Source organism: Actinosynnema sp. ALI-1.44 (assembly GCF_001984155.1).
GTDB lineage: Bacteria > Actinomycetota > Actinomycetes > Mycobacteriales > Pseudonocardiaceae > Kibdelosporangium.
Window position 1 is genome coordinate 977,706 of the sequence record NZ_MTQO01000053.1, and the last position, 26,117, is coordinate 1,003,822.

General features: G+C 68.8%; 23 protein-coding genes and 1 pseudogene. 11 read left to right on the top strand and 13 right to left on the bottom strand.

Going from position 1 to position 26,117, the window contains the following annotated elements:
* Positions 1–63: 63 nt before the first annotated feature.
* Positions 64–1,509, bottom strand: coding sequence for an aldehyde dehydrogenase family protein (locus tag ALI144C_RS46820; RefSeq protein ID WP_076993650.1), 1,446 nt, complete (start codon positions 1,507–1,509; stop codon positions 64–66).
* 128 nt (positions 1,510–1,637) lie between these two features.
* On the opposite strand from ALI144C_RS46820, the gene guaA reads away from it, so the two are divergent.
* Positions 1,638–3,191: a glutamine-hydrolyzing GMP synthase gene (gene guaA, locus ALI144C_RS46825; protein ID WP_076993651.1), complete on the top strand. Its 1,554-nt coding sequence runs from the start codon at positions 1,638–1,640 to the stop codon at positions 3,189–3,191.
* Positions 3,192–3,251: 60 nt separating this feature from the next.
* Here the strand turns inward: guaA and ALI144C_RS46830 are convergent, their stop codons facing one another.
* From ALI144C_RS46830 to ALI144C_RS46840, 3 genes are all read right to left on the bottom strand, one after another.
* The gene (locus ALI144C_RS46830; RefSeq protein ID WP_076993652.1) at positions 3,252–4,004 is read right to left on the bottom strand and encodes a S1 family peptidase; all 753 of its coding nucleotides are present in this window, start codon (positions 4,002–4,004) and stop codon (positions 3,252–3,254) included.
* Between the two features lie 107 nt (positions 4,005–4,111).
* The gene (locus ALI144C_RS46835) at positions 4,112–4,789 is read right to left on the bottom strand and encodes a response regulator (protein ID WP_076993653.1); all 678 of its coding nucleotides are present in this window, start codon (positions 4,787–4,789) and stop codon (positions 4,112–4,114) included.
* Entirely contained in the window at positions 4,786–6,042 is a 1,257-nt protein-coding gene (locus ALI144C_RS46840; protein ID WP_237774631.1) for an ATP-binding protein, read from the bottom strand. The genes ALI144C_RS46835 and ALI144C_RS46840 overlap by 4 nt, the downstream gene beginning before the upstream one ends.
* A gap of 111 nt (positions 6,043–6,153) precedes the next feature.
* Here ALI144C_RS46840 and ALI144C_RS46845 point away from each other — a divergent pair, with 111 nt between their 5' ends.
* Complete coding sequence (locus ALI144C_RS46845) at positions 6,154–7,422, top strand: PspC domain-containing protein (protein ID WP_168211519.1); 1,269 nt, start codon at positions 6,154–6,156, stop codon at positions 7,420–7,422.
* Positions 7,415–7,630, top strand: coding sequence for a hypothetical protein (locus tag ALI144C_RS46850; RefSeq protein ID WP_076993654.1), 216 nt, complete (start codon positions 7,415–7,417; stop codon positions 7,628–7,630). The genes ALI144C_RS46845 and ALI144C_RS46850 overlap by 8 nt, the downstream gene beginning before the upstream one ends.
* Here the strand turns inward: ALI144C_RS46850 and ALI144C_RS46855 are convergent.
* Complete coding sequence (locus ALI144C_RS46855) at positions 7,595–8,563, bottom strand: DMT family transporter (RefSeq protein WP_076993655.1); 969 nt, start codon at positions 8,561–8,563, stop codon at positions 7,595–7,597. The genes ALI144C_RS46850 and ALI144C_RS46855 overlap by 36 nt on opposite strands.
* Positions 8,564–8,663: 100 nt before the next feature.
* Here ALI144C_RS46855 and ALI144C_RS46860 point away from each other — a divergent pair, with 100 nt between their 5' ends.
* On the top strand, positions 8,664–9,569 hold the full coding sequence (locus ALI144C_RS46860; protein ID WP_076993656.1) for a LysR family transcriptional regulator: 906 nt from the start codon (positions 8,664–8,666) through the stop codon (positions 9,567–9,569).
* Between the two features lie 3 nt (positions 9,570–9,572).
* On the opposite strand, the gene ALI144C_RS46865 is transcribed toward ALI144C_RS46860, so the two are convergent.
* The 7 genes from ALI144C_RS46865 to ALI144C_RS46895 all read right to left on the bottom strand — a co-directional run bounded on the left by ALI144C_RS46865 (position 9,573) and on the right by ALI144C_RS46895 (position 16,715).
* Entirely contained in the window at positions 9,573–11,231 is a 1,659-nt protein-coding gene (locus ALI144C_RS46865; RefSeq protein WP_076993657.1) for a serine/threonine-protein kinase, read from the bottom strand.
* Positions 11,232–11,318: 87 nt separating this feature from the next.
* Complete coding sequence (locus ALI144C_RS46870) at positions 11,319–12,641, bottom strand: serine/threonine-protein kinase (RefSeq protein WP_076993658.1); 1,323 nt, start codon at positions 12,639–12,641, stop codon at positions 11,319–11,321.
* A 277-nt stretch (positions 12,642–12,918) separates the two neighbouring features.
* Positions 12,919–13,794, bottom strand: coding sequence for a hypothetical protein (locus ALI144C_RS46875; protein WP_076993659.1), 876 nt, complete (start codon positions 13,792–13,794; stop codon positions 12,919–12,921).
* Positions 13,795–13,955: 161 nt separating this feature from the next.
* Positions 13,956–14,912 carry a hypothetical protein gene (locus ALI144C_RS46880; protein WP_143231275.1) on the bottom strand — a complete coding sequence of 319 codons (957 nt, stop codon included), beginning with the start codon at positions 14,910–14,912 and terminating at the stop codon, positions 13,956–13,958.
* A 336-nt stretch (positions 14,913–15,248) separates the two neighbouring features.
* Positions 15,249–15,554 carry a hypothetical protein gene (locus tag ALI144C_RS46885; RefSeq protein ID WP_076993661.1) on the bottom strand — a complete coding sequence of 102 codons (306 nt, stop codon included), beginning with the start codon at positions 15,552–15,554 and terminating at the stop codon, positions 15,249–15,251.
* A 63-nt stretch (positions 15,555–15,617) separates the two neighbouring features.
* Positions 15,618–15,923, bottom strand: coding sequence for a chorismate mutase (locus tag ALI144C_RS46890; RefSeq protein ID WP_269086742.1), 306 nt, complete (start codon positions 15,921–15,923; stop codon positions 15,618–15,620).
* Between the two features lie 123 nt (positions 15,924–16,046).
* Positions 16,047–16,715 (bottom strand): DedA family protein, encoded by a 669-nt coding sequence (locus tag ALI144C_RS46895; protein ID WP_076993662.1) that lies wholly within the window; start codon positions 16,713–16,715, stop codon positions 16,047–16,049.
* 256 nt (positions 16,716–16,971) lie between these two features.
* Here ALI144C_RS46895 and pcrA point away from each other — a divergent pair, with 256 nt between their 5' ends.
* From pcrA to ALI144C_RS46910, 3 genes are all read left to right on the top strand, one after another.
* The gene (gene pcrA, locus ALI144C_RS46900; protein WP_076993801.1) at positions 16,972–19,308 is read left to right on the top strand and encodes a DNA helicase PcrA; all 2,337 of its coding nucleotides are present in this window, start codon (positions 16,972–16,974) and stop codon (positions 19,306–19,308) included.
* A gap of 101 nt (positions 19,309–19,409) precedes the next feature.
* Positions 19,410–20,123 (top strand): aspartyl/asparaginyl beta-hydroxylase domain-containing protein, encoded by a 714-nt coding sequence (locus ALI144C_RS46905; protein WP_202819211.1) that lies wholly within the window; start codon positions 19,410–19,412, stop codon positions 20,121–20,123.
* Between the two features lie 91 nt (positions 20,124–20,214).
* Positions 20,215–20,469, top strand: coding sequence for a hypothetical protein (locus tag ALI144C_RS46910; RefSeq protein ID WP_076993663.1), 255 nt, complete (start codon positions 20,215–20,217; stop codon positions 20,467–20,469).
* On the opposite strand, the gene ALI144C_RS46915 is transcribed toward ALI144C_RS46910, so the two are convergent.
* Positions 20,459–21,229, bottom strand: coding sequence for a M23 family metallopeptidase (locus ALI144C_RS46915; RefSeq protein ID WP_237774632.1), 771 nt, complete (start codon positions 21,227–21,229; stop codon positions 20,459–20,461). The genes ALI144C_RS46910 and ALI144C_RS46915 overlap by 11 nt on opposite strands.
* Positions 21,230–22,381: 1,152 nt before the next feature.
* On the opposite strand from ALI144C_RS46915, the gene ALI144C_RS46920 reads away from it, so the two are divergent.
* From ALI144C_RS46920 to ALI144C_RS46935, 4 genes and pseudogenes are all read left to right on the top strand, one after another.
* Positions 22,382–24,127, top strand: a complete 1,746-nt coding sequence (locus tag ALI144C_RS46920) for a hypothetical protein (protein WP_143231276.1) — start codon at positions 22,382–22,384, stop codon at positions 24,125–24,127.
* Complete coding sequence (locus tag ALI144C_RS46925) at positions 24,124–24,474, top strand: hypothetical protein (RefSeq protein WP_076993665.1); 351 nt, start codon at positions 24,124–24,126, stop codon at positions 24,472–24,474. Before ALI144C_RS46920 ends, ALI144C_RS46925 begins: the two co-directional genes overlap by 4 nt.
* A gap of 93 nt (positions 24,475–24,567) precedes the next feature.
* Positions 24,568–25,746 carry an ADP-forming succinate--CoA ligase subunit beta gene (sucC, locus tag ALI144C_RS46930; RefSeq protein ID WP_076993666.1) on the top strand — a complete coding sequence of 393 codons (1,179 nt, stop codon included), beginning with the start codon at positions 24,568–24,570 and terminating at the stop codon, positions 25,744–25,746.
* Between the two features lie 5 nt (positions 25,747–25,751).
* Positions 25,752–26,117, top strand: a pseudogene (locus tag ALI144C_RS46935) (succinate--CoA ligase subunit alpha); the annotation flags it as partial.

Sequence of the window (26,117 nt, forward strand, 5' to 3'; positions counted from 1 at the left end):
GGGAATTACGAAGAGAAACGAGATCTTGGTTCAATTGCTCCAATTGTGACGCAATTGATCCGCTCAGAGGCTAACGTTTGTCAGGACCGTTATCCGCTCCTCGGTCAGGTCGATCATCGCCGACCGGACGCCTTCCCGGCCGAATCCGGACCCCTTCACACCGCCGTACGGCATCTGGTCAGCGCGGAACGACGGAACGTCGCCGACGATGACCCCGCCGACTTCCAGCTCCGCGCCCGCCCGGGTCGCCGTCGGCAGATCGCGCGTGAAGATCCCGGCCTGAAGCCCGTACGCCGATGAATTCACCCGATCGAACGCCTCGTCGTTACCGTCCACAATTGACACAACAAGGACAGGTCCGAACACCTCCTCGGCCCAGACCTTGCTGTCCTCCGGCGCGTCGAGCAGCACGGTCGGCTCGACCAGCGTGCCGTCCCGGTGCCCACCGGCCAGCAGCTTCGCGCCCCGGGACGTGGCTTCCTCGATCCAGGACACGATCCGCTCGGCGGCCGATTCGTCGACAACCGGACCGACCTCGACCTCGGGGTCATGCGGGTCGCCGTTGCGCAGCCCGCGGACCGCGTCGACGAGCTTGCCGACGAACTCGTCCGCGACGGCCCGGTCGACGAGGACCCGCTGGACGGCGATGCACGACTGCCCGGCCTGGTAGTTGCCGAACGTGGCGATCCGGGCGGCGGCGAAGTCGAGGTCGGGCCAGTCCGCGCACACCACGGCCGCCGCGTTGCCGCCCAGTTCGAGCACGAAGTGCTTGCGCGGCGCGGCGTCCATCAACGACCAGCCGACCGGTCCCGACCCGGTGAACGACACCACGGGCAACCGGTCGTCCCGCACGAGCGCGGCCGTCGCCTCGTTGCCGACCGGCAGGACCGAGAACGCGCCGTCCGGCAGATCCGTCTCGGCCAGCAGTTCGCCGAGCACCAAGGACGACAGCGGCGTACGCGGTGCGGGCTTGATCACAATCGGGGCGCCGACCGCGAGCGACGGCGCGACCTTGTGCGCCACCAGGTTGAGCGGGAAGTTGAACGGCGCGATGCCCAGCACCGGTCCGCGCGGGAACCGGCGGACCAGCGCGACCCGCCCGGCCATGCTCGCCTCGGTGTCCAGCCGCTGGATCTCGCCGCCGAACCGGCGCGCCTCCTCGGCGGCCACCCGGAACGTCGACACCGCGCGCCGGACCTCGATCTCGGCCCACTTCAGCGGTTTGCCGTTCTCGGCGGTGATCAGCTCGGCGAGCTCCTCGGCCTGCTCGGCGAGACCGCGCGACACGTGCTCCAGCGCGTCGGCCCGTACGTGTGCGGGCGTGCGCCGGAACTCGGAGGCCACGGCGGCGGCCGCCGCGACGGCGCGTTCGACCTGCTCGGGTCCGGGAACGGCGACAGTGGCCACTTCGGAACCGTCGAACGGGTGGTGCACGGTCAGTGCTTCCACGCCCTGCTCAGGGCGTCCCGCGATCCAACAGGGCCGAGGTGTGGGCGTGTAGGCATCCATGGGGTCCAAGGTAACCACTCCAACGGGTACGGGCGCACGCACTCCCTGTGAACACGTTCACCCACCAAGCAGATCGGCAGGCCCGCCTGGGATGCTTGACCTGCGCTCATCCGAAAGGGGTCAAGCAAGTGTCCGACGCCAGCGCCCGGCCCGTGCTCGTCATCGACTTCGGCGCCCAGTACGCCCAGCTGATCGCCCGTCGTGTGCGTGAGGCCCAGGTGTACTCCGAAGTCGTGCCGCACACCGAGTCCGTCAAGGACCTGATCGCCCGTGATCCGGCCGCCATCATCCTTTCGGGTGGACCTGCGAGTGTCTTCGTCGAAGGCGCGCCCAGCGTCGACCCGGCACTCTTCGACGCCGGGGTTCCGGTGTTCGGCATCTGCTACGGCTACCAGGCGATGGCCCGCGGCCTCGGCGGCACGGTCGAGGCGACCGGGATCCGCGAGTTCGGCCGCACCGAGCTGGCGGTGTCCGGGGGTGTCCTGCACGAGGACCTGCCCGGCAAGCACCCGGTGTGGATGAGCCACAACGACAGCGTCACCAAGGCGCCGGAGGGCTTCACGGTCACCGCTTCCAGCGACGGCGCCGTCGTCGCCGGCTTCGAGGACGTCGAGCGCCGCTTCGCCGGTGTGCAGTACCACCCCGAGGTCGGTCACTCGCCGCACGGCCAGGAGGTGCTGCGCCGCTTCCTGCACGAGATCGCGGGCGTCAAGCCACAGTGGACCGTGGCGTCCATTGTGGAGGAGCAGGTCGCCGCGATCAGGGCGGCGGTCGGCGACGGGCGCGCGATCTGCGGCCTGTCCGGCGGTGTGGACTCCGCGGTGGCAGCCGCGCTCGTCCAGAAGGCGATCGGCGACCGGCTGACGTGCGTCTTCGTCGACCACGGCCTGCTGCGGGCCGGTGAGCGCACCCAGGTCGAGCGCGACTTCGTCGCCGCGACCGGGGTCAATCTGGTCACAGTGGACGCACGCGAGCGGTTCCTCGACGCGCTGGCCGGCGTGACCGACCCCGAGCAGAAGCGCAAGATCATCGGCCGGGAGTTCATCCGCGTCTTCGAGCAGGCCGCACGGGACCTCAAGACCGAGGAGGGCGTCGACTTCCTCGTGCAGGGCACGCTCTACCCGGACGTCGTCGAGTCCGGCGGCGGGTCGGGCACGGCGAACATCAAGAGCCACCACAACGTCGGCGGCCTGCCGGACGACCTGCAGTTCAAGCTGGTCGAACCGCTGCGAGCGCTGTTCAAGGACGAGGTCCGCAAGGTCGGCGTCGAACTGGGCCTGCCGGAGACGATCGTGCACCGGCAGCCCTTCCCCGGGCCCGGCCTGGCGATCCGGATCATCGGCGAGGTCAACGCGCACAACCTGGAGATCCTGCGCGCCGCGGACTCGATCGCCCGCGAGGAGCTCACCGCGGCCGGTCTCGACCGCGACATCTGGCAGTGCCCGGTCGTGTTGCTGGCCGACGTGCGAAGCGTTGGCGTTCAAGGAGACGGCCGGACGTACGGGCACCCGGTCGTGTTGCGCCCGGTGTCCAGTGAGGACGCGATGACCGCGGACTGGACCCGGCTGCCCTACGACGTGCTCGAGCGCCTGTCCACGCGGATCACGAACGAGGTGCCCGAGGTCAACCGTGTCGTCCTCGACGTCACGAGCAAGCCCCCGGGCACCATCGAGTGGGAATGACCCGTCGTGAGTGTTCATCGGGGTTCCAACCCCGATGAACACTCACGAGGTTCTACTGGGTCAGCCGCCGGTGTTCTGGCGGATCCAGGCTGCCGTCGCGACGGTGTCGACGTAGATCGACGGGCCGGTCGCGCAGGTCGAGCTGTTGTTGCCCGCGCGGCTCGTGGCACCGATCAGCTGCCACACGCCGTTGACCTTCTTGACCTGCGGGCCGCCGGAGTCGCCGTAGCAGGCACCCGCGCGTCCACCCGGGTTGTTGGTGCAGATCTCAGTCGCGCCGCGGATGCCGGTGCACCGGTTGTCGGCGACGATCGAGGTGTCCAGTTCCTGCAGGGTGATCGGCGCGCCGCCACAGCCGCGCGGTGCGCAGGTCTGGCCCCAGCCGATGATCCTGGTCGCCGTCCCGGCCGGGCCGGAGTCGGCGGCGATCGCGATCGGCGCCTGCGGCACCGAGGTCGCGAGTTGCAGCACCGCGAGGTCTTCGGACGGGTGAGCGATCCGACGGGACACGCGTGCGACCGTGCCGCCGCTGGTCCTGTTGGTGGTGCCGACGCGGACCTGGGCAGGCTGGCCGCAGTGCTTCGCGGTGACCACCCAGTTCGCCTTGACCAGCGAGCCGCCACAGCTGTGGCCGCCGGAGGTCGACTGCAGGGATGCCATGAACGTGTAGACCTCGGTGGCGTTGCGGCCACCGACAACCATCGGTTCGACGTCTGTTGGCTGACCCGCTGGTGCCGCTGCGGCTGGGGTGACCAGCCCGGCGAGCGCGACTCCAGCGGTGAACAGGCCGGCGAGCAGGGACCGTGCCTTCATGGAGTTCTCCTTTTGTGGCCTCGGAGTGATCCGGGTCACGGAGAACCGTAGAAAAGTTCGTTACTACACCGTAACCGTCATAAGTAGGAAAAAGATCCCATCTGGAGTCAGACGAGCCGCCGGTCCGAGGCCCAACGGGACAGTTCATAGCGGTTGGACAACTGGGTCTTTCGCAACACGCTGGAAACGTGGGTCTCCACCGTCTTGACCGAAATGAACAGCTCGGAAGCGATCTCCTTGTAGGCGTATCCACGCGCCAGCAACCGCAGCACGTCACGCTCACGCGGCGTGAGCAGATCCAGCTCGGGGTCGCTGATCGGCGCCGAACCCGGCCGGTCGGCGAACGCGTCGAGCACGAACCCGGCCAGCCGCGGTGAGAACACCGCGTCCCCCTCGGCCACCCGGCAGACCGCCCGGACCAGTTCCTGGCTGGAGATCGTCTTGGTGACGTACCCGCGCGCGCCCGCCCTGATCACCGTGATCACGTCTTCGGCCTGGTCGGACACGGACAGGGCGAGGAACACCACAGCGGGGTGCGTCTGCCGCATCTGGCGCAGCACCTCCGCTCCGCCGCCGTCGGGCATGTGCACGTCCAGCAGCACCACGTCGGGCAGTTTCGCGGCGATCCCGGCGACCGCCTCGCCGACCGTGCCCGCCTCGCCGACCACCTCGACCTCGTCGGTGATCGAGTCCAGCTCGGTGCGCACGCCCGCGCGGAACAACGCGTGGTCGTCCACCAGGAAGACCCGGACCTTGCGGGTGGTGTCCTGTGTCGTCTCGCTCACGCCTTGGCCTCTCTTCCGGCATTCCGCGACGAGGCGGTGCTCCTCGGCATCTCGAGGTGCACTTCGGTGCCTTCGCCGATGGCGGTCCGGATCCGTACCGAACCCCCGTTGCGGTCCATCCTGCCCTTGATGGAGTCGGCGAGGCCATGCCGGTCGGCCGGAACGGTCGATTCGTCGAAGCCCTTGCCCCGGTCGCGGACGAAGATGTTCACCCGATCCGGCTCGACCTCGGCGTACACGCTGACCTCCGCGACGCCCGCGTGCTTGGCGGCGTTGACCGTCGCCTCCCTGGTCGCCTGGACCAACGAGGTCAGCTTCTCGTCCAGTTCGCAGTCGCCGACGACGACCTGCTGGACCTTGATCGCGAACGTGTCCTCGACCTCGCCGCACGCCACCTCGACGGCCTCGGACAGCGTGGCCGGCCCGGACGCGTGGGTGGGCGGCGCGTCGCCGCGGCTGTAGCCGGTCGGCCCGTACAGCCAGGTTCGCAGTTGCCGCTCCTGGCCACGGGCGAGCCGGAGCACCTCGCGGGGCGTTTCGGCCTGCTTCTGGATCAGCGCGAGCGTCTGCAGCACGGAGTCGTGCAGGTGGGCGGCGATCTCGGCCCGTTCCTCGGTCCGGATCCGCTTACGGCGCTCGTCACCGAGGTCGCGCACCAACCGCAACCACCACGGCACGGTCACGGCCGCGACACCCAGCAGGACAGCCACCACTGCAGCGATGACGAACTGAGGCTGGTCGTAGGCGCCCACGGCCTGCAGCAGGAACGCGGCGACACCCGACACGACCAGGGCGATACCGGACAACGTGCGCACGAGCGCGCCACGTTCGCCCTTGCGGCGTTCGTCGGCCTCACGCCAGACGATCGCGGCACCGACCACGGCGAGCACCAGCGCGGCGCTGGCCCAGCCGTTGATCGACCCGGCCAGCGTGCCACCGGCGAGCGCGACCCCGATACCGAGCGCGATCAGGCCGATGGCCTGCTGGCGCTCCTTGGTCGAGATCGGCGCGACCTCGGCGTCCGCGTCCTGCTGCGGCACGAACGCCCACAACAGGCCGTACACGATCACCCCGACGCCACCGGCGGCCGCGAGCGCGGCGAACGCGAGCCGGACCCAGAGCACGTCGACGTTGAGGTGATCGGCCAGACCACCGGCGATGCCCGCGATCGTGCGCCCGGAACGCCGCCGGTGCATCCGGTTGAATTCCGGGCCCGTCAGGGCATTGGTGTCCCGCCTGATCTGCAAACCCACACGAGAATGGTCACACGCGCGAGCGAACCGGTCATCAGGGAACGACCCGGGGACAAGCTCAGGGGCGGTCCCTGATGCGTGGAGCGGGCCAGTCGGCTCATCCTTGTCATCGTGAGTGGAGCGCAGCAGCAGAACCATCCGCTGGCCGGGGCGGAGGACACGCTGAGGGATTTCTGGAGCACCCGGCCGAGGCGGCCGAGGCGCGGCCGGAAGATCGCGGGTGTCGCGGCCGCCATCGCCAACCGGTACCAGATCGATCCGATCCTGGTCAGGGTCCTGCTGGTGGTCGCGGCCGTGGTCGGCGGGTCCGGGCTGATGGTGTACGTCTTCGGCTGGTTGTTCTTCCCGGACGAGAAGGACGAGGAAGCGGCGCTGCCCGCGCTGGTCGGCCGTGGCCGCAGCAGCACGGGCTGGTTCTTCACGCTCTTGCTGTGCGCGGTGATGTTCGGCGTCTCGCTGTGGACCTTCAACGGCAACGGCGGCGAGGGGATCGTTGGCCTCGCCTTGCTGGTGACAGCGATGTTCCTGCTGCACCGCAGCCGTTCGTCGCTCGCGCCGCAGACCACGCCTCCGCCCGCCGCGCAGCCGACGATGCCGCTGGGGATGGACATGAACGCGCCGACGACCGCGGTACCCGTGCCGCCGGAGCCCGAGCAGCGGACCGGTCCGCCCGCGTGGGATCCGCTCGGTGCCGCCCCGTTCGCGTGGGACCTGCCGGAACCGGCACCGGCCACGCCTGAGCCGCAGCCGCCCGCGCCGCGCCGCAAGCGCTCCGCGATCGGCGGGATCACGCTCGGTGCCGCTCTCGCCGTCGGCGGTGCGTGCGCGCTCGTCGCGCCGTACGCCTCATGGCTCACGACGGGGCACATCATCGGCATCGTGCTGGCCATCGTCGGCCTCGGCATGGTCGGCGGTTCGCTGATGGGTGGCGGCCGTGGTCTGATCGGCCTGGCGGTTCCGTTGGCGCTGGCCGGTTTCGTGTTCACCGCGGCGCGCACCCCGGACGGCCCGTGGGACGGCGCTTCGCAGGACTGGGGCAACATCTCCACGCGCCCGACGGCGATCAGCTCGGTCGAGCCGAGCTACCGCGTGGACGGCGGAACCGTCGAACTGGACCTGACCGCGCTGCCCACCACCGGTGACGTCCGGACATCGATCAACGTCGGGCTCGGCAACATCGAGGTGGTCGTACCGCCGGACGCGGACGTGGTGGCCAACTGCCGCGCCGGGTTCGGTGCGGTCCAGTGCCTCGGCAGTGAACGCAGCGCGGCCGACGCGACCGTCCAGACGATCGACAACGGCGCGGACGGTCCCGGTGGCCTCAAGATCTACCTGGACGCCAAGGTGAACTCGGGAACCGTGGAGGTGCGCCGTGGCTGACGACAACACGGACAAGGCAACTGACCGCAAGCGGCTCGACCCGCTGACCCTGTTCGCCGGGATCGCGGCGCTGCTGATGTCGGCCTACGTGCTGACCGACGGCCAGACGTGGTTGCCTTCCTTCGATCCGCGTTGGTTGCTGGCCAGCGGCGCGGTCCTCGTCGGACTGCTGCTACTCGGCAGCTCGCTCCGTCGCCGCAACCGCTGACGCGGGGGCCGGTGGTGCCGCCACAGCCGGAACGACGAGTTCCGGCTTCGTGGCGGCTTTCGGCTGCCAACGGGTCATGCCCACTCCCAGGAGGACCACGACCATGCCGGCCACCACGCGGAGCGTCACCGGTTCGCCGAGCACGACGGCGCCGAGCAGCACGGAGACCACGGGGAGCAGGTAACCGACGGCGGTCGCGGCGACCGCGCCTTCGTCGGCGATCAACCGGTAGTTCAGCGCGAAGGCGAACCCGGTCCCGAAAACCCCGAGGACGAGCAGTGCGATCACGGCCATCGGGTGCCACTCGACCGGCTCGAACCCGTCGATCGGCAGCGCCAGGGTGCTCAGCCCGGCAGCGGTGACCAGCTGGGCGGCCGACAACGCGATCGGGGAGGTGCCCTTCCCGGACAGCTTGAGCCCGATGTACGTGTAGCTGACGGCGTAACTGATCGCGGCGGCGAGGATCCCGAGCGCGCCCCAACTGGTCAGCCCGCCCGCGTGCCACGGCGCGAAGATCAGCAGCGTCCCGGCGAAACCGACCACCATGCCGAGCATCCGCAGTGAGAAGAGGTTGCGCTCCTGGCGGATGAGCACACCGATCAACAAGGCCCACAACGGCGTTGTGGCGTTGAGCACACCGGCGACACCGGAGTCGACCGTCTGCTCACCGAAAGCGAAGAGGAAAAACGGCAACGCGTTGCCGAAGAAGGCGGCGAACGCCAGGTGGGCCCAGGTCTTGCCGTCCTTGGGAAGCCGCTGCCTGCTGGAGTAGCAGAGCACGACCAGCACGGTGGCGCCTAACAGCGTCCGCCCGAGCGTGATCTGGCCGGGGGACATCGACTGCAAGGCGAACTTGATCCACAAGAAGCTGGATCCCCAGAGCAGGGCGAGAACGCCCATCCTGATCAGCGTGCCCCTGCTGCCCACCGCGATCTCCCATCCTCGAAGTACGCCCCAACGATGCCTGGGCTAACTAGCCAGAACAATTGAAAATAAGTGCATCGACCGTTAAGCAAATCTGTAAGATCGACACATGCTCGACGTACGCCGCATGCAGCTGCTCAGAGCCGTCGTGACCAGCGGGTCAGTCACCTCGGCAGCGGGAAACCTCGGCTACACGCCGTCCGCCATCAGCCAGCAACTGGCGGTGCTGGAGAAGGAGGCGGGAGTGGCCCTCCTGGAACGCGTTGGCCGTGGAGTCCGCGCGACCGCGGCGGGACGCCTGCTGACCGAGCACGCGGCGATCATCAGCAAGAACCTATCGGATGCCGAAAGCGCACTGCGCGACCTGAAGGAAGGAAAAACGGGACAGCTGTCGATCCGCTACTTCTCGACCGCAGGTGTAGCCCTGGTTCCGCCGGCGATGGCGCGTTTTCGCCAGGACCACCCGGGAGTGCAGATGGACCTGAAACTGATCGACCCGGAAGACCCGCTGCCGGAAGTGGAAGAAGGCAGAGCGGACGTGGCGATCGTGGTCTTCCCCCGGATGGACCCGCCGAGGAGGGGCGTGCAGCTGATCCACCTGATGCACGACCCGCTGCGGGCAGTGCTGCCCAAAGGCCACCGGCTGGCGTCGAAACGCAACGTGGACCTGGCGGACCTGGCGGAAGAACCTTGGATCAGCACGGAGTTCGTCCCGGGGCCGTGCGCGGACCTGATGGTGGACGCCTGCGCGGCAGCGGGATTCACCCCGAACGTGGCCGTGGAGTCGGAGGACTACACGACCTCGCAGGGATTCGTGGCAGCGGGCCTCGGCGTGGCCCTGATCCCCAAGCTCGGCCTGGACACCACCCACTTCGGCGTGGTCGCCAAGCGCGTGCGCAGGCCGGAGCCGGTCAGGGAGATCTACGCGGCGATCCGCGAGACAAGCGCGGACAACCCGGCGGTCCAGGCCTTCCTGACAGCCCTGGGAGACGTGGCGGCCCGGATCACCCGGTAGCGGTCAGGCGGATCCGGCCTTGGCGAAGTCGTCGATCATCAGCTTGCCGTTCTGGACGATCACCGTGAACCGGTACGGCTCACGGGTTTCGTTGCCGTCCTTGAACTTGAACCGCACTGTGCCGCGGACGTTGCCCTTGCCGTCGTCGGAGACGTCGGTGATCCGGACGTCCGACATCCTGGCGTAGAAGTTGAAGTAGCCGTCCTTGCCGTTGGACTGGCCTTGTGCCTTCGGGGTGAGCCGGGCCCAGCCGGCTTCCGGGTTTTCCGGCAGCAGGTCGTAGTAGCTGTTGACGAAGCTGCCCGCGTCTTCCAGTTTCTCCGCGTCGTCATCGTCGTCGGGTGGGCTCGATGGCGTCACCGACGGGGTGGAGGACGGTGGTGGCGTCGAAGTGGTGTTCTTCTTCGGGGCTTCCGACGCTGTCTTGGTGACGGTGGCCGGCGGCGGCGCGGGCAGCGTCGTCTGCTGCCCTTGTGCGTTCGACGGGTTGCTCGAGGTGAAGAGGCTGGCGACGAGCACACCGATGGCGGCCGCGCCGAGGATTGCCAGGACGGTCAGGACGATCTTGCGGACGTCTCTGCCCTGTCTCTGCTGGGCCCCGGGTCTTGGCTGGGGCTCCGGTGACGGCTGCGAGCCGCGTGGCGGAGTGGTGGGCGGCGGGCCCATGGGGAAACCACCCGGCGGTGTGCGGCGCGGCTCAGCCAGCGGGTTGGCGTCGATCCGCGTCGCGGGGTGGTTGGGCGGCGGCTGCTGCGGGGGCATCGGCGCGGGCGGCTGGATCCGCTGCGCCACGGTCGGGCCGTCGTACGAGCCGCTGATCAGTCCCTGCGGGACCGGACGACCCGCGGCGATGGCGGCGAGCGCGTCCTTGGCCGCGGCCATGGTCGGCCGCTCCTCCGGTTCGGTACGCAGCAGGCGCATCAGCAGCGCGGTCAACGGCCCTGCCTGCCGTGGCGGCGTGATCTTGCCCGCGGCGACGGCGTGCAGCAGCGCGAGCGTGTTCTCGCTCAGCCCGAACGGCGAATGGCCCTCGACGCAGATGTACAGCGTGGAGCCCAGCGAGAACACGTCCGACGCCGGCGTCGGCTCCATGCCTTTGGCGACCTCGGGGGCGAGGTACGCGGGTGTCCCGGCGAGCATGCCGGTCGCGGTGACGGTCACGTCGCCGACCGCGCGCGAGATGCCGAAGTCGGTGATCTTCACCGAGGCGTCGTTGCCGAGCAGCACGTTCGCGGGCTTGATGTCGCGGTGCACGATCCCGGCCGCGTGCGCGGCCACCAGACCGGTGGCGACCTCGGCACCGATCCTGGCCGCTTCCTGCGGCGGCAGCGTGATCCGGTCGTCCAGCTCGGCGGCGAGGCTGCGGGACGGCAGGTACTCCATCACCAGCCACGGCTGGCCGTCGTCCTCGACCACGTCGTAGACGGTGATCGCGTTCGGATGCTGCAGCCGTGCCGCGATCCGGCCTTCACGCATCGAGCGCAGGCGGCCTTCCTCGGCCTGAGCGGCGCTGAGACCGGGTTGCGTCAACAGCTGTTTCACCGCGACCGTGCGGTGCAACCGCTCGTCGTGCGCCTGCCAGACGACGCCCATAGCGCCGCTGCCGATGCGCTGACCCAGTCGGTATCGACCCGCCACCAGGCGGTCTTCGTCGGAGGGCAACGCCTAACTCCCGTACGGCTGGATGTCTGCGACCAAAGGACTCTACCTATGTGTCGTTTGGGCGCACGCGGAGGTTGCTTTCGAATTTCAGGGACCGGTCGGTTCGCCGGACCCCGGAGGCGGCGTCTTCGATGTGGTCGTGGTCGTGGTCTTGCCCGTTGTCGTGGTCGTCGTGGTGGTTGTCGTCGTTGTCGTCGTCGTCGTTGTGCTCGACGTAGTCGGCTTCGTCGACTTCGGGGGTTGCTTGATTGGCGGCGCCGAAGAGGTTCCGGTGTCCGACTCGGAGTACGTGAACGTCGGCACCGAGGTGGTGGTGGACTGCGAGCTGTTCACCGGCGACGTCGACGGCCCGGTGTTCGGCTCCTTGTCGTTGGCGGCGATCAACCAGCCGCCCAGGCCTAAGACCAGTGCCGCCATCACACCCGCGACCACCAGCGGCCGCTTGGACTGCTTGCGCGGCGGCGGAGGCGGGGCGGTCGCGGGCCGGACACCCGTGCGGGATCGCGCGGACGGCGCGGTGACCGCCCTCGTCCGCGGATCGGTCGACGGACCCGCGAACATCGTCCGCGTCTCCGGCACGTCCGGGTGGTCGCCACGGGCGACGGCCGCCAGCATGTCCCGCGCGTGCGCCGCGGTCGGCCGGTCCTCGGCCTCCGTGGCCAGCAGGGCGATCAGGACCGGGGTCAGCGGCCCTGCCTGCTGCGGCGGGTTGATCCGGCCAGCGGCGACGGCGTGCAGCAGGCCGAGCGTGTTCTCGCTCAGCCCGAACGGCGGCTCGCCTTCGACGGCCGCGTACAGCGTGGAGCCGAGGGAGAAGACGTCCGTCGGCGGTGTCGGGTCCTTGCCGTAGGCCACCTCGGGCGCCAGGTACGCGGGCGTGCCGGCGATCAGGCCGGTCTTGGTAACGGTGACGTCGTCACTGGCCCGCGAGATGCCGAAGTCGGTGATCTTCACCGTGCCGTTGTCGGCCAGCAGGATGTTGCCGGGCTTGATGTCCCGGTGCACGATTCCGGCCGCGTGCGCGGCTGCCAGCGCGGCGGCGATCTGCGCGCCGATCGCGGCGACCTCGTGCGGGGGCAGCGTGCCGCGCTCCTTGAGCGCCGCGGCCAGGCTCACACTCGGGACGTACTCCATGACCAGCCAGGGCGCGTCGTCCTCGTCGACGACATCGAACACCGTCACGGCGTTCGGGTGGTGCAGTTTCGCGGCGATCCGGCCCTCACGCTGGACGCGTTCGAGCTGCTCGTTGATCTCATCCTGGGACAGGCCGGTCTGCAACAGGACCTGCTTGACGGCGACGACTCTGTTGAGCCGCTCGTCCTTGGCCTGCCAGACGACGCCCATGGCGCCAGTGCCGATGCGATGCACGAGCCGGTAGCGACCGGCTACCAGTCGGCCTTCGTCGCTCACGACACCTCCTTGCCCGCGAACTGCTCGCCGGCGATCCCTTTTTCCTGGCGGTCGACCCCGAAACCCGCCTCCAGGCTATGCGCTCACTCTTCGCGCACGGCCACAAGACCGTTACCTGGATACGAACGACACCGGCGTGTCTGAGCGCCGGTGCGGAGAATGAGACCAATCCCACACACGGGCCCATTCCTCGGGCGTGCCCAGCTTAGCCCGATCGGGGTGCGCATTGGTGACGCGAGGTACGGACACGTCCCAAACGGGCGTATCCATCCAGGTGTCAGCTGCGCTGAGCGGAGAGGATCTCGGCGCCGGTGATCCGTTTGGGTTGACCGTCGGTGACCCTGAGCAGCTGTTGAACGCGGGCGGTGTCGCCGTCGGGCAGGACCATCTCGACCACGGCGAGCAGTGCGCCGTCGCCGCGCGACTGCACGTCGACCACGCGGATGTCGCGCGTCTGCGACCACGACGCCACGAAGCGGGACAGGTCGGTCTGCCGGAGGAGGCCGTCGAGCAGGGCGACAGCCTGTTGCGGCTGCTTGGCCAGCAGCTTGTAGTACTCGCGGACCAGCTCGGTGTCGGTCGGCACGGAGTCGGTCGGCTGCGTCGGCGGCGTGCTCGAACCGGACAGCTTCTTGGCGTCGACCGGGCGACGGCTTCCGGCCGGGTTCTCCACGGTCGCGGACGCGCTGCCCTTGTTGGGCGCGGGCAGTTCGGTGGTGATCCGCGGCGTGTTGCCCGCGGTCAGGGTGAACATGTTGGGCAGCAGTGCCTGCTCGTTGGTCATCTCCGCGGCGGGGCGCTCCGCTGCCTCCGTGTTCGCCTGCCTGCGCGTGTTGATGATCGACGCGGCGGCGATGGAACCGCACAGCACGACGGTCGCCACACCCAGACCGGCCAGTTTGGCCAGCTGCCCGGTGCGGGTCGCGCGGCGGCGGTGCGTGTTCGGAGCCGGTGACTGGGCCTGCGCGGGCTCGTCCGTCGACGAGATCGGCGGCATCGGTTCCGTGTCGATGCCCGCGGGCATCTCCTCGGTGGCGGCCTCGTCCGCGTCGCGGGACGGGGCGTGAACCGGGGTCGGCCGGTTCTTGATCAGCTCCGCAACGGTGATCGCCCCGGCTCGGATGTGCCGGCGACCAGACGTCGGACGCTCCACTGGTTACTTCCTTGCGTGTGTGTCACTGCTGCCCTGGGGTGTCGAGCACGCAGGGCCACATCAGGATCACCCGTTCGGGGTGGTACGTGGCGCTGTTCGTACCTCGACTGGGCCAGCGGTCACCGCTGGCACTGTCGGTATCGGCCCGTTCGGCCCAGGACTTAATGGGTAACTTCGGAACTGATTTTCGGATCGCGGCCGGAGGTGAACTTCAGCCGCCTGGGCTCGGTGAACGTCGATCCATCCTTTTTGGTGATCTTCACCTCACTGACGGTCGTGCCCTGGTTGGGGTCGATGTGGATCTCGCGCACCTCGACCGACTCGATGTCCGCGTAGTTCTGCCGGAACGCCTGCTCACCCTGGCCGCGCATCCCGCCGGTGGTCATCTGGTACGCCGCAGCGGGGTCGCGGGTGATCAGGCTGTAGAAGGCTTCGGTGCGGTCACCGATCTGCTGCGGGTCGTTGGTCGCGAAAGCCCGCTTCGGTGTGGTCACCCGGACCGGCCCCGCGGGTGGCGCGAACGACTCCGACGACTCCGACGACTCCGATGACGTCGGCGAAGCGCTCACCTGCACGGAGGAGTTCTGCTCCGCCAACGAGCCGCCGGTGGTGCCGCGATGCGACTGGGTGGGCACCGGGCCTGCTGCCGGGCGCTCCGGACCGCGGCTGGTCGTCGGCTTCTGCGGCGACCGTGCCGAGGTCTCCGGCGGCGCGTCGAGGAAGGCGGGCGAGCTCGGCAGGGCGGGCAAGGCGTCGATGGAGTCGGTGTTCTTCGGCTTGCCGACCAACGCGGCCGCGGCGAACGAGAGCGCGAACACGACGGCGAGGGACGCGCCGACGGCGAACCACGCGGCCGTGCGCCAGGTCCGCGGCGGTGTGACCGAGGCGGGGATGCCGCCGAGGTCGAACTTGCGCAGGCCGGGCACCGTCGTCTCGGCCGCTGTCGGCGGCGGTACCGGCGGCACGGGGCCGGTGCGGGCCTTCGCCGGGTCGGCGCCGGGCAACGCCGGGTCGGACCGGGCGTGCGCCGGAGCGTGTGGGTGTGTGACCTGAGGCGTCCAACTGCCCTGGTGATGCCGGTGTCGTCCCGCCGGTGGTCCTGGCTCCCCGCTGGTCATGATGGTGTGACCCTTCTCACTGCCTGTCATGACGTGATGACTCATGATCACGACACGACGACTTTGTGAGCACGGCGCGGGGACCTGCCACGCGGGTCGCGCGGGCGCCGGTCCACGGCACTGTCCTGCCAGCCGCACCGAAGTCGACGCCGTCGGTGATGGCGGCGCCGACCAACACTGATCCGGTGCTCACCTACGCCAGGGTATGCCGTCGCCCCGGACGCGAAAACGCTGGTAGGACCCCGAATTCATGGGCCACACGAAGGAGTGAACTCGCTTGACAGCCGGGCGGACCGGCGCGGTCGCTGCCGCGCCGGGCGGAGCCGGAGACACCACTCAGGAGTCGGTCTTGTACTTCTTCTGGGTCGACTCGAGCGACTTGACCGCGACGGCACCGGAGCCGCCACCGATCAGGATCGCGAGGATGTCGACGAAGCCGCTGCCGCCGGTGAGCAACAGCCCCAGGAGCGCCCCGGCTGTCGTCACACCGGCGACCGGCCACCGGGAACGGACGTACTGCGCGATGGGCCCACCGCCCGCGCGCTTGGTCGCCGCCGAGTTCAGCAGCGCCAAGTACCCGACGTGGGCGAGGGTGGCCACCAGGGCCACGATGACGACGATCACGGCGATCAGGTCCAGCATGACTCCAGTGTGCCCTTTCTCCGGGCGTGCACGGATGGGTGATCGCCCTGATTTTCGTCGTTCCTACCGGCCGAGCCTGCCCCGGCCGAGGTTCAGCAGCGCCATCGCGAGCTGGCGGCCTTCCGGGCCGAGTTCGCGGTAGCGGGCGAGCACGTCCATCTCGCGGTTGTAGACGATCTTCGGGCCGCCCGCGGCCATCCTCGCCGCGCCGATCGTCTGCGACACCTCGACGCGGCGCTTGACCAGGCGCAGGATCTCGGCATCCAGCCAGTCGATCTCCTTGCGCAGCGCGTCGATGTCGTCCGCGGCGGTCCCGTTCTCGGTCGTGGGGGTCATCGGCTTTCCCGTCGTTCTGGGAGACCTGGCCAGGGAGCGCGAAACCCCCGGGTCCGAGGACTCCGGGGGCTTCGTGGTGTCTGGTGGCGTCAGAGGACCACGGGAGCCGGAGTCCGGTTCCCGTAGAAAAAGTAAAAGCGCTCTGTCCGCACGCAGTCATCTTGACACAACCGGCGTCCGCGCGTCGAGTTGAGGTTCCTGCTCCTCGTCGGCCCGCTCATCGGCGGCCTTGTCCAGCTTGCGGAACAGCTTGGTCATGATCACCCCGCCGACCACCACGCCACCGCCGACCAGTGCGAACGACAGCAAACCCGGGTCGATGACCTGGCTGGCCCCGGAAAGCGCGGCCCCGACCGCGGTCCACAGCGCCGCCCACACCACCGCGGAGATCGCGCCGAACGTGACGAACTTGCGCAACGGCATCCGCAGCGCCCCGGCGAGCACCGGTGCCAGCGTGTGCGCCACGGAGACGAACCGCGCTGTCACCAGCAGCCAGCCACCTGACTGCCCGACCAGGTGCTCGGCCTGCGCCCACCGCTTCGGACCGGCCTTCCGGCCGATCCAGCCGTGCTTGATCGCCGGCCCCGACCAGCGACCGAGCGCGTAACCACCCAACTGGCCCGCAAGGCACCCCGCGGCCGCCACCGCCCCCGCGATGGGCGACCACGCGACGTGCAACACCCCGATGCACGCGCCGACGAGCACTTCCCCCGGCAGGACGACGCCGATCACCACCGTCGTCTCGAGGAACGCCAGCACGAAGATCGTCACCAGCACCGCGACCGGTGACAGTGCGGTCAGGTCCGGCATCAGATCCTCGAACACGTTCCCCGCCCCCGTCCGTAACTCCCCTTGTTGCGACTCCTCATGAAGACTGTCGTCCGCGACAGGCGAATGGATCAGGGATCAGCCCCGGAAAACCCCGGAAACGGACCCCGAACTCCAGGTGAAGCCGCCGTCATCCGGACCAGCCATCCGCCGCCCGGTTCTATTCCCGACGAACCAGCTTGGGTGCGTGCTGGTGAACACACGTGCGAGGGCGCCCGAACTTCGTCGGACCAACCGAGTACCTTTGTTCGCGATGAGCGCGCTGTTCGAGCTTCCCGGCACCACACCTGTCAACCCGGCCGTCGCCGCCCTGCTTGAGGGCCTCAACGACCGGCAGCGCCAGGCTGTCGAGCACAGCGGTACGCCGCTGCTGGTCGTCGCGGGCGCGGGCTCGGGCAAGACCCGTGTGCTGACAAGGAGAATCGCCTACCTGCTGGCCGCGCGGAACGCGCATCCCGGCGAGATCATGGCGATCACCTTCACCAACAAGGCCGCCGCCGAGATGAAGGAGCGCGTCGCCGACCTGGTCGGCGGGCGCGCCAAGGCGATGTGGGTCTCCACGTTCCACTCGATGTGCGTGCGGATCATGCGCCGCGAGGCCAAGACCATCGGCATGTCGTCGAACTTCTCGGTCTACGACTCCGACGACACCCGGCGGCTGATCACCCTGGTCGCCAGGGATCTCGACCTCGACCCGAAGCGCTACTCCGCGCGGTCGCTCGCCGTGCAGATCTCGAACCTGAAGAACGAGCTGATCGACTACGAGACCGCCGCGGGCCGCGCGACCAACGACTTCGAGCGCCGCACGGCCGAGGTCTACGCCGTCTACCAGCAGCGGCTCCAGCAGGCCAACGCGTTCGACTTCGACGACCTGATCATGAAGTCGGTCGAGCTGCTGCAGGCCTTCCCCGACGTGGCCGAGTACTACCGCCGCCGCTTCCGGCACGTGCTGGTCGACGAGTACCAGGACACCAACCACGCCCAGTACATGCTGGTCCGTGAGCTGGTCGGGGTCGGCGCGGGCGACATCCCGCCGGGCGAGCTGTGCGTGGTCGGCGACGCGGACCAGTCCATCTACGCCTTCCGCGGCGCGACGATCCGCAACATCGAGGAGTTCGAGCGCGACTACCCGGACGCGACCACGATCAAGCTCGAGCAGAACTACCGCTCCACGCAGACCATCCTGTCCGCGGCCAACGCCGTCATCTCCCGCAACCCCGGCCGGATCGACAAGCGGCTGTGGACCGACTCGGGCGAAGGCGAGAAGATCGTCGGCTACGTCGGCGACAACGAGCACGACGAGGCCGCCTTCGTCGCGGGCGAGATCGACAAGCTGATCGACCACGGCGACGCCCGCAACGCCGACATCGCGGTGTTCTACCGGACCAACAACCAGTCCCGTGTCTTCGAAGAGATCTTCATCAGGCTGGGCCTGCCGTACAAGGTCGTCGGCGGGGTCCGCTTCTACGAGCGCAAGGAAGTCCGCGACGCGTTGGCGTACCTGCGGGTGCTGGCCAACCCCGAGGACACGGTGTCGCTGCGGCGGATCCTGAACGTGCCCAAGCGCGGCATCGGCGACCGGGCGGAAGCCGTGGTCGCGGCGCACGCGGAGCAGGAGCGGATCTCGTTCAGCGCGGCGCTGCGCAAGGCAGCGGCCGGTACGGTCCCGCTGCTCAACCCCCGTTCCGAGAAGTGCATCGCGGGATTCGTCGAGTTGCTGGACTCGCTGCGCGAACTGGTCGACGGCGGTGTCGCCGAGCTGCTCGAAGCGATCATCGACCGCACCGGCTACCAGGCCGAACTCGAGGAGAGCGAAGACCCGCAGGACGCCACCCGGCTGGAGAACCTCCGCGAGCTGATCACCGTGGCCAGGGAGTTCGCCGAGGTCCCGCCCGCGATCGACGACGAGGAGACGGCGCCGCAGCTGGGCACCCTTGAGGCGTTCCTCGAGCGCGTGTCGCTCGTGGCCGACGCGGACCAGGTGCCGGACGCCGACTCCGACGGCGTGGTCACGCTGATGACGTTGCACACCGCCAAGGGCCTCGAATACCCGGTCGTGTTCAGCACCGGCTGGGAGGACGGCATCTTCCCGCACATGCGCGCGTTGTCCGACCCGGTCGAACTGGCCGAGGAGCGGCGCCTGGCGTACGTCGGGATCACGCGCGCGCGTGAGCGGCTGTACCTGTCCCGAGCGGTGATGCGCTCCGCGTGGGGGCAGCCGTCGACCAACCCGGCGTCCCGGTTCCTCGACGAGATCCCGGCCGAGCTGATCGAGTGGCGCAGGCTGGAGTCGTCGTCGAGGCGCTCGTCCGGGCCGTCCGCGATGACGACGTGGAGCCGGTCCGGGTCGGACTCGGCACAGGCCAGGATCGCCGCGCAGGGCATGCGTTCGACGCCGTTCAAGGGCTGGCAGGACACCCCGGCGCTGAAGCTGGAAGCGGGCGACCGCGTCAACCACGACAAGTACGGGCTCGGCACAGTCGTCGCGACGGACGGCGCGGGCCCCCGCGCCACGGCCACGATCGACTTCGGCAGCGCGGGCACAATTCGGCTGATGCTGATCGGCAGCGTTCCCCTGGTGAAGCTCTAGGGGGTTGCCTTCAGGGGCGCCTACGGGGGTTTCCCGGATGCGTGTTGCCGTCCGGCGGTCCAGTATCTGGATCACAGGACGAACACGCTGTGGGGAGTATCGTGAATACGAAGCCTATTCAGGAAGCCGTCAGCAAGTGGTTCAAGCAGACGGCTGGCGGTGAGCAACGGCCGGTCCTTTTCGACATCGACGAGACGTACCCGGCGTTGCGCAGTCTCGACAACTCGTATGCGGACATTCGTGCCGAATTGGACGTGGTCGTCGCCGACCGCTCGGCGTTGCCCGCCTACCACGATCTGGACCCTGACCAGGCCACGATCTCCAATGTCACGCCCGAGGAGTGGAAGATCTTCTACCTGTGGGCGATGGGTGAGCGGGCGGAGCCGAACGCCTCGCAATGCCCGAGGACGACCGCGCTGCTGGCGTCCATCCCGAATGTCTTCCAGGCCTTCTTCTCCATTCTCGAGCCCGGGAAGTCGATTCCGGAACACGAGGGCCCGTACTGCGGATATCTGCGGTACCACCTCGGGCTGAAGGTGCCGGACGAGGCGCCGCCGAGCATTCGGGTCAAGGACCAGTGGTACACGTGGCAGGAAAACGAAAGCATGCTGTTCGACGACAGCTGGAGCCACGAAGTGGTGAACAACAGCACGGAAGAGCGGATTGTCCTGATTGTCGACGTGCTGCGGCCGATGCCGTTGCCGCAGACGATCGTGAACAAGGGCGTCGCGCTGGCGGCTCGCTACGTCTACGGCCGCAAGGTGCTTGAGCGCGCCGCGCAGCCCAGCAGGCGATCGGCTGCGGCAGCGACCTGACCAGGCAGTCGACCAAGAGTTCGAAAACTGTCAGACCCCCCTGCTTGACTAGCGGAATGAAAGAAAACCGCATCAAGCAGGAGGTGTCCACATGGACGAGATCTTGTTCCGCGCGCTGGCTGAGCGTGTGGCGGGCTATCTGGACGGCGTTGACCGCATGGCCACGGCGCAACCCAGGGAAGTCGGCCACGAACTGCGCAGGCTCTCCGGAGCCTGGCGGTCGCTGCTCGGCCAGCACGCGCCGACAGGTCGAAGGCGACGATGCGTCGGCTGCCAGTCGCCTCGGGGCTCGCCCGCCATGTGCACGGTGTGGCGAGTCGCCGGAACCTGGTTCGTCAGAGCTTGATGCCGCGCGTGGCCAGCCACGGCGCCGGGTTCATCTTGCGACCGGAGGAGTCCCAGACCTCGAAGTGCAGGTGGGTTCCGGTGGACTGGCCACGGTTGCCCATCCGCGCGATCTGGTCGCCCGCCTTGACCTTGGCGCCTTCCCGCGTCGTGATCGAGTCCATGTGGCCGTAGACGCTGATGGTGCCGTCCGCGTGCTGGACGCGAACCCACAGGCCGAAGCCGCTGGCCGGGCCCGCCTCGATGACGACGCCGTCGGTGACCGCGCGGATCGGCGAGCCGAACCTGCCCGCGATGTCCACGCCGAAGTGGGTCGTGCCCCACCGGGCGCCGAAACCGGAGGTGTAGGCGCCGTCCGCCGGGCGGACGTACTTGACTCGATCCCGCTCGGCCTGCTCGGCGGCTTCCTGCTGAAGCCGCGCGGTGCGGTTCGCGATCAGCTGGGCGCTGTTGGTCAGCTTCCTCGCCTCGACACCGGCATCGCTGACCTGCGCGACGGTGAGGACTTCGGGAGCAGCGGCGCTGGTGTCTCCGCCGACACCGAATGCCGCGGATGCGCCTTCGGAGTTCGCCAGTGGAGTGATGCCGTCGCTGGGAGCCGGGCCTGACTTGAGGGTCTGACCAGCTGCGGCGGCAGCGAAAGCGCCGAGGGCAACAGCTGCGACGACCACACGGCCACGCAACGCGGGTGGCGGCGCCGGAAGCCGGTGCGCACCACGCTCGGCGCGATCGTCGGCGGAGGTGCGCTCAAGCGCCTCCACAACAACCGCAGACTGCTGCTGCCCGCCGGGGGAGCGGTGACGAGACAAAGCCTGCCCTTCTGCCTCGGGGAGATCCGGGCGGCACCTCGACTCGCGGGGACGAGCGTTGGCGTGGACAACCGGGCGGGGGATCCCGGGCGAGTGGTTTCGGGGGAACCACTCAAGTCCTGCCGTGACCGGACCGTGACAACGGACCGGGGGACAGTAACCGTGGGAGACGGCAGAGGGCAACTTCCCCGCGGCCTTCAGTGCCGATCAGGGAGGGCGCACAAGTCACTGATCAGTAACTATTACCCAAAGTTAAGGCGGCATAACACACCAGAATGTGATCTGCGTTACGCCAACCGGGCGGTTCTTCGCGCCATGAGGACACCGTCAACCGCTCACCGCACCCTCGGCCCCGTTACCCGAGCAACGGCCGCCGCTATGCACCCCGTGCAACCCACCGGCGACCCTCATCCCGCGCCGCCGGCAAACCCCCGCCTGCCCGCTACCCCGTCCGGCTGAGCCACGGACATTTCCCCACGTCACCGGCCCAACTTTGCCTCTCGGTTCCTAAGACGCCTCAAACGTTGTCGAGGTTGTCTGGTTCAACCCGTCAACCTTGGCGAAACTTCCCGTCCGTTTCTGCGGTTGGGGTTTCGAGACGGTCCCTCGCCGGGTGGCTGACCTCTGGGCAGGAGGTTCTTCGGGTCGTATTGCTCCCGGCGCATGCTTTTCGTGTCCCGGGGTTGGCGGGCGCAGGTGTCCCCTGCCCTGCGCTTACCCGCTCGTCGACCAGAATTGTTCTGCGCTCGAGCAGGTGTCGGGCCGGGATTGTGCCCTGGCCGACCTGGGCCGCAGTCGCGGCCGCACCGACCACGTTGGTTGCGGTTGCTTCTGCCCACTCGGTACGCCTGCCCCGTGAGCCGTTGCTGGCATTCGACCTTTCCTGCGGGCGCCGTGTGAGGGTCCGGAATCCGGGTGTTGTTGATCACTCGGGTGGCGCATATCCGGGTTCTGTCCTCGTGACCTGGTGTGTTCATGGTCGTTGCTGTGCTGGGCGAGGTCGTGTGTGATCGCCTTGCTAGGTTCGGGGTGATGAATTCGCGGATCCGATCGTCGGAGACCCGGCGTCCGACCGGCCCGACCGCTGGTGAGGGTGGAGATTTCGTGCCGGAACGGCTTGCGGTACCGGCGCTGTTGAAACTGGCGATCGCCGTGGCCGCCGTCGGCGCCGTGCTGGTGGCGATCGGCCCGTCCGTCGGGGTGCTGCGCGGTGCGCCGCCTGCCGCGTACGGCAGTGGCCCGCTTCTCGTCGTCCTTGCTGTTCTTCCTGTTCTTGTCGCGGCTGGGTTGTTGGTTGCTGGGAAGCCGGTTGGCGCTGCTGGTGTTCTTGTCGGCGCCGCGTTCCTTGCGCCGGGTCGGGCGTTGATCGATCTTCAGCTGGCCGCGGACGCGTTGGTGGCGTCGAGGCCCGAGTTGGTTGTGCCGACTGATCTTGTTCCGTTGGCTGCGGGTGCTGGGACGTGGCTGCTTGTCGCCGGGCATGTGTTGACGCTCGTCGCCGGTGCCATGGTGATCGTCCGCGCCGGTGCGCAGCCCGGTACCGCTGTCGCCGCCGAGTTCGAGGAAGCCGAGCCGGAGTCGCGCAAGCGATTGCTCGGGTGGGGGTTGGCCTTCGGTGGTCTCGCCGCCCTCGGCCTGCTCATGCCGCCGTTCCGGTCGGACAACGCCTTCCTGCTCGACGTCGACCTCGCCAACGGGCCTGGGCTGGTCATCGCGGGTGGGTTGCTGATCGCGTTGGCCGCGTTGCTCGGCTGCGTCGTCGCCGGGACTTCCCGCACGCCGAAGATGGGCCGGGGGGTGTTGGTCGGCGTCGCGGTCGCGGTCCTCACCTACTTGCTTCCCGCGCAGATCGCCGGGACCACAGTGGACTGGCTGCACACGGACTGGCGGTCCTACATGGCGACCGTCGGTGCGTTGGGGCTGATCGCCACGGCTGTGTGGCCGAGCGGGCTCGCTCTGAAACGCGGCGAGGGCGTACCCATCGAGCAGAGCGGCGGCCGGATGCACCTGATCGCCGGTGTGGCCGCGGTCCTCGCCGGTGCCGCCGCGGTGCTCGGCCAGGTGACGGACCTGTTCGTCGTGGCGATCCCGACGGACGTCCCGATCAACCAGACCGACGAGCTGATCATCCTTTCCGGCGCGCGACCGGGCTCCTTCGCCAACGGCCTGTTGCTTCCCGCGGGCCTGCTCGTGGTCGTGCTCGGTGTCCTCGTTCTGGTCAAGCCGATCGCGCGGATCTTCCGCCCGATGTTGAACGTCGCGTGGATCGCCATCCCGCTCGCCGCGTTCCTGGCGTTGGACGCCGTCATGACGGCCACGTCCACGAGCGGCGCCATCCGGGCGGGCGCGGCGACGTGGTGGACGTTGGCAGCGGTCCTGCTCGGGGTGGTCGCCGCCATCTGTGCGGGTGCCGCGGGCGCGATCGAGCGCGACGACGTCGATCTGAGCGACCGTCCGTCGAACATGATCCTGATGGCCCCGCTCGCCGCCGCCGTGCTGTTCGCCGTCGGCGCGTTCGGACTGCCGACGATGCGTGCCGAGCAGTACGTGGCGCCGGGTATCTGGTCGAACTTCCGCACCGCGTCGTGGGGCCTCGTCATCGCCCTGATCGCGGTGATCATGGCCGTGGTGATCGCGGCACGCAGCCGTCCGGCACGCGCCACCGCGTTGTTGTTCGGCGCGGCCTGTCTCGTCGCCGTGCACGCCCTCGAAGTGCCGATGACCGGCGGGCGAGCCGAGGGTTCGACGGCGGCTGCCGGGACGTGGCTGTCGCTCGCGACCATCGCGGCACTGGTGATCAGCGCGTTCGTGGCATTGGCGGTACGGCCGGAACCCGCGCGGCGCAAATGATCAGGCTGTTGCTCGTCGAGCTCGAACCGGAGGACGTCGAGACGCGGACCCTCGCACGCGAACTGCGCGACAACGGGGTCGAAGTCGTGTACGCCAAGGCGGGCACCGCCGTCGAGATCGCCAGTGCCGCCGAACAGGAGGACGTGCGCGCGGTCGGACTGGTCGTCAGGAGCGACGAACATCGCTCGATCGGTACAGAACTGGCCGCGCGGACCGTGGTGTTCGCCACTGCGGAGGGCGACGAGCACGCCATGCGAGCCGCCGGAGTCAAGGCTGTTTTCCGACATGGCAACGCTGAGGGCGTCGTGAGCTGGGCAAGCACGCTGACGCCCGATCACTTGCGGTGACCGACCTCACCAGTACCCACGGCCCGGCCCGTCGCGCCGGTCGCTAGGGTCTTTTCGTCCAACGCAGTGCATATGGTGGAGCAGGAGCTCTCAGTGGACCTGTACGAGTACCAGGCGAAGGACCTCTTCGCCGCCCACGGAGTGCCGGTCCTGCCGGGCTCCGTGGCTGACAACCCGGAAGACGCCAAGGCGATCGCGGCCGAGCTGGGGCAGACGGTCGTCGTCAAGGCACAGGTGAAGACCGGTGGCCGCGGCAAGGCCGGTGGCGTGAAGCTGGCCGACGACCCCGAGGACACCAGGACCAAGGCCGAGGCCATCCTCGGACTGGACATCAAGGGCCACGTGGTCCGCCGCGTCCTGGTGACGCCGGCATCCGACATCGCCGAGGAGTACTACTTCTCGTTCCTGCTCGACCGCGCCAACCGCAAGTTCCTCGCGATGGCCTCCGTCGAGGGCGGGATGGACATCGAAGAGGTCGCGGCCACGAAGCCGGAGGCGCTGGCCAAGGTCCTGATCGACCCGATCGCCGGTGTCGACCTCGCCAAGGCCAAGGACATCGCGGCGCAGGCGAAGTTCCCCGAGGCCGTCGCCGACCAGGTCGCCGAGGTCATCGTCAAGCTGTGGGACGCCTTCGTCGCGGAGGACGCCACGCTGGTCGAGGTGAACCCGCTGGTCCGCGACCCGCAGGACAAGATCATCGCGTTGGACGGCAAGGTCACGCTGGACGACAACGCCTCCTTCCGCCACCCGGCGCACGCCGACCTCGTCGACGTCGCCGCCGAGGACCCGCTGGAAGCCGCGGCCAAGGCGAAGGACCTCAACTACGTCAAGCTCGACGGCCAGGTCGGCATCATCGGCAACGGCGCGGGCCTCGTCATGTCCACTTTGGACGTCGTCGCCTACGCGGGCGAGAAGCACGGCGGTGTGAAGCCCGCCAACTTCCTCGACATCGGTGGTGGCGCGTCGGCCGAGGTGATGGCCAACGGGCTGGAGATCATCCTGTCCGACCCGGACGTGCGCAGCGTCTTCGTGAACGTGTTCGGCGGCATCACCGCGTGCGACGCGGTCGCCAACGGCATCGTGCAGGCCTTCCAGCTGCTCGAGTCCCGCGGTGAGGCGGTCACCAGGCCGATCGTGGTCCGGCTGGACGGCAACAACGCCGAGGAAGGGCGCCGGATCCTCACCGAGGCCGCGCTGCCCGGCCTCGAGCAGGTGGACACAATGGACAACGCGGCCGACAAGGCCGCCGCACTTGCTTCCGCGGGGGCGTGAGACAGATGGCCATCTTCCTCAACGAGAACTCCAAGGTCATCGTCCAGGGCATGACCGGCTCCGAGGGCACCAAGCACACCAAGCGGATGCTCAAGTCGGGCACGAACATCGTCGGCGGCGTGAACCCCCGCAAGGCGGGTACGGAAGCCGACATCGACGGCACGCTGGTGCCCGTGTTCGGCTCGGTGGCCGAGGCGATCGAGAAGACCGGCGCGGACGTGTCGGTGATCTTCGTACCGCCGAAGTTCGCGAAGGACGCGGTGATCGAGGCGATCGACGCGGAGATCGGGCTGGCGGTCGTGATCACCGAGGGCATCCCGGTGCACGACTCGGCGTACTTCTGGGCGCACGCGGGTGCCAAGGGCAACAAG

Bases quoted from the DNA above. Each gene is read 5' to 3' on its own strand.
- pcrA (WP_076993801.1), top strand. From the start codon at position 16,972: ATGAGCGCGCTGTTCGAGCTTCCCGGCACCACACCTGTCAACCCGGCC.
- ALI144C_RS46885 (WP_076993661.1), bottom strand. From the start codon at position 15,554: ATGCTGGACCTGATCGCCGTGATCGTCGTCATCGTGGCCCTGGTGGCC.
- ALI144C_RS46860 (WP_076993656.1), top strand. From the start codon at position 8,664: ATGCTCGACGTACGCCGCATGCAGCTGCTCAGAGCCGTCGTGACCAGC.
- ALI144C_RS46925 (WP_076993665.1), top strand. From the start codon at position 24,124: ATGATCAGGCTGTTGCTCGTCGAGCTCGAACCGGAGGACGTCGAGACG.
- ALI144C_RS46910 (WP_076993663.1), top strand. From the start codon at position 20,215: ATGGACGAGATCTTGTTCCGCGCGCTGGCTGAGCGTGTGGCGGGCTAT.
- ALI144C_RS46880 (WP_143231275.1), bottom strand. From the start codon at position 14,912: ATGACCAGCGGGGAGCCAGGACCACCGGCGGGACGACACCGGCATCAC.
- ALI144C_RS46830 (WP_076993652.1), bottom strand. From the start codon at position 4,004: ATGAAGGCACGGTCCCTGCTCGCCGGCCTGTTCACCGCTGGAGTCGCG.
- ALI144C_RS46820 (WP_076993650.1), bottom strand. From the start codon at position 1,509: ATGGATGCCTACACGCCCACACCTCGGCCCTGTTGGATCGCGGGACGC.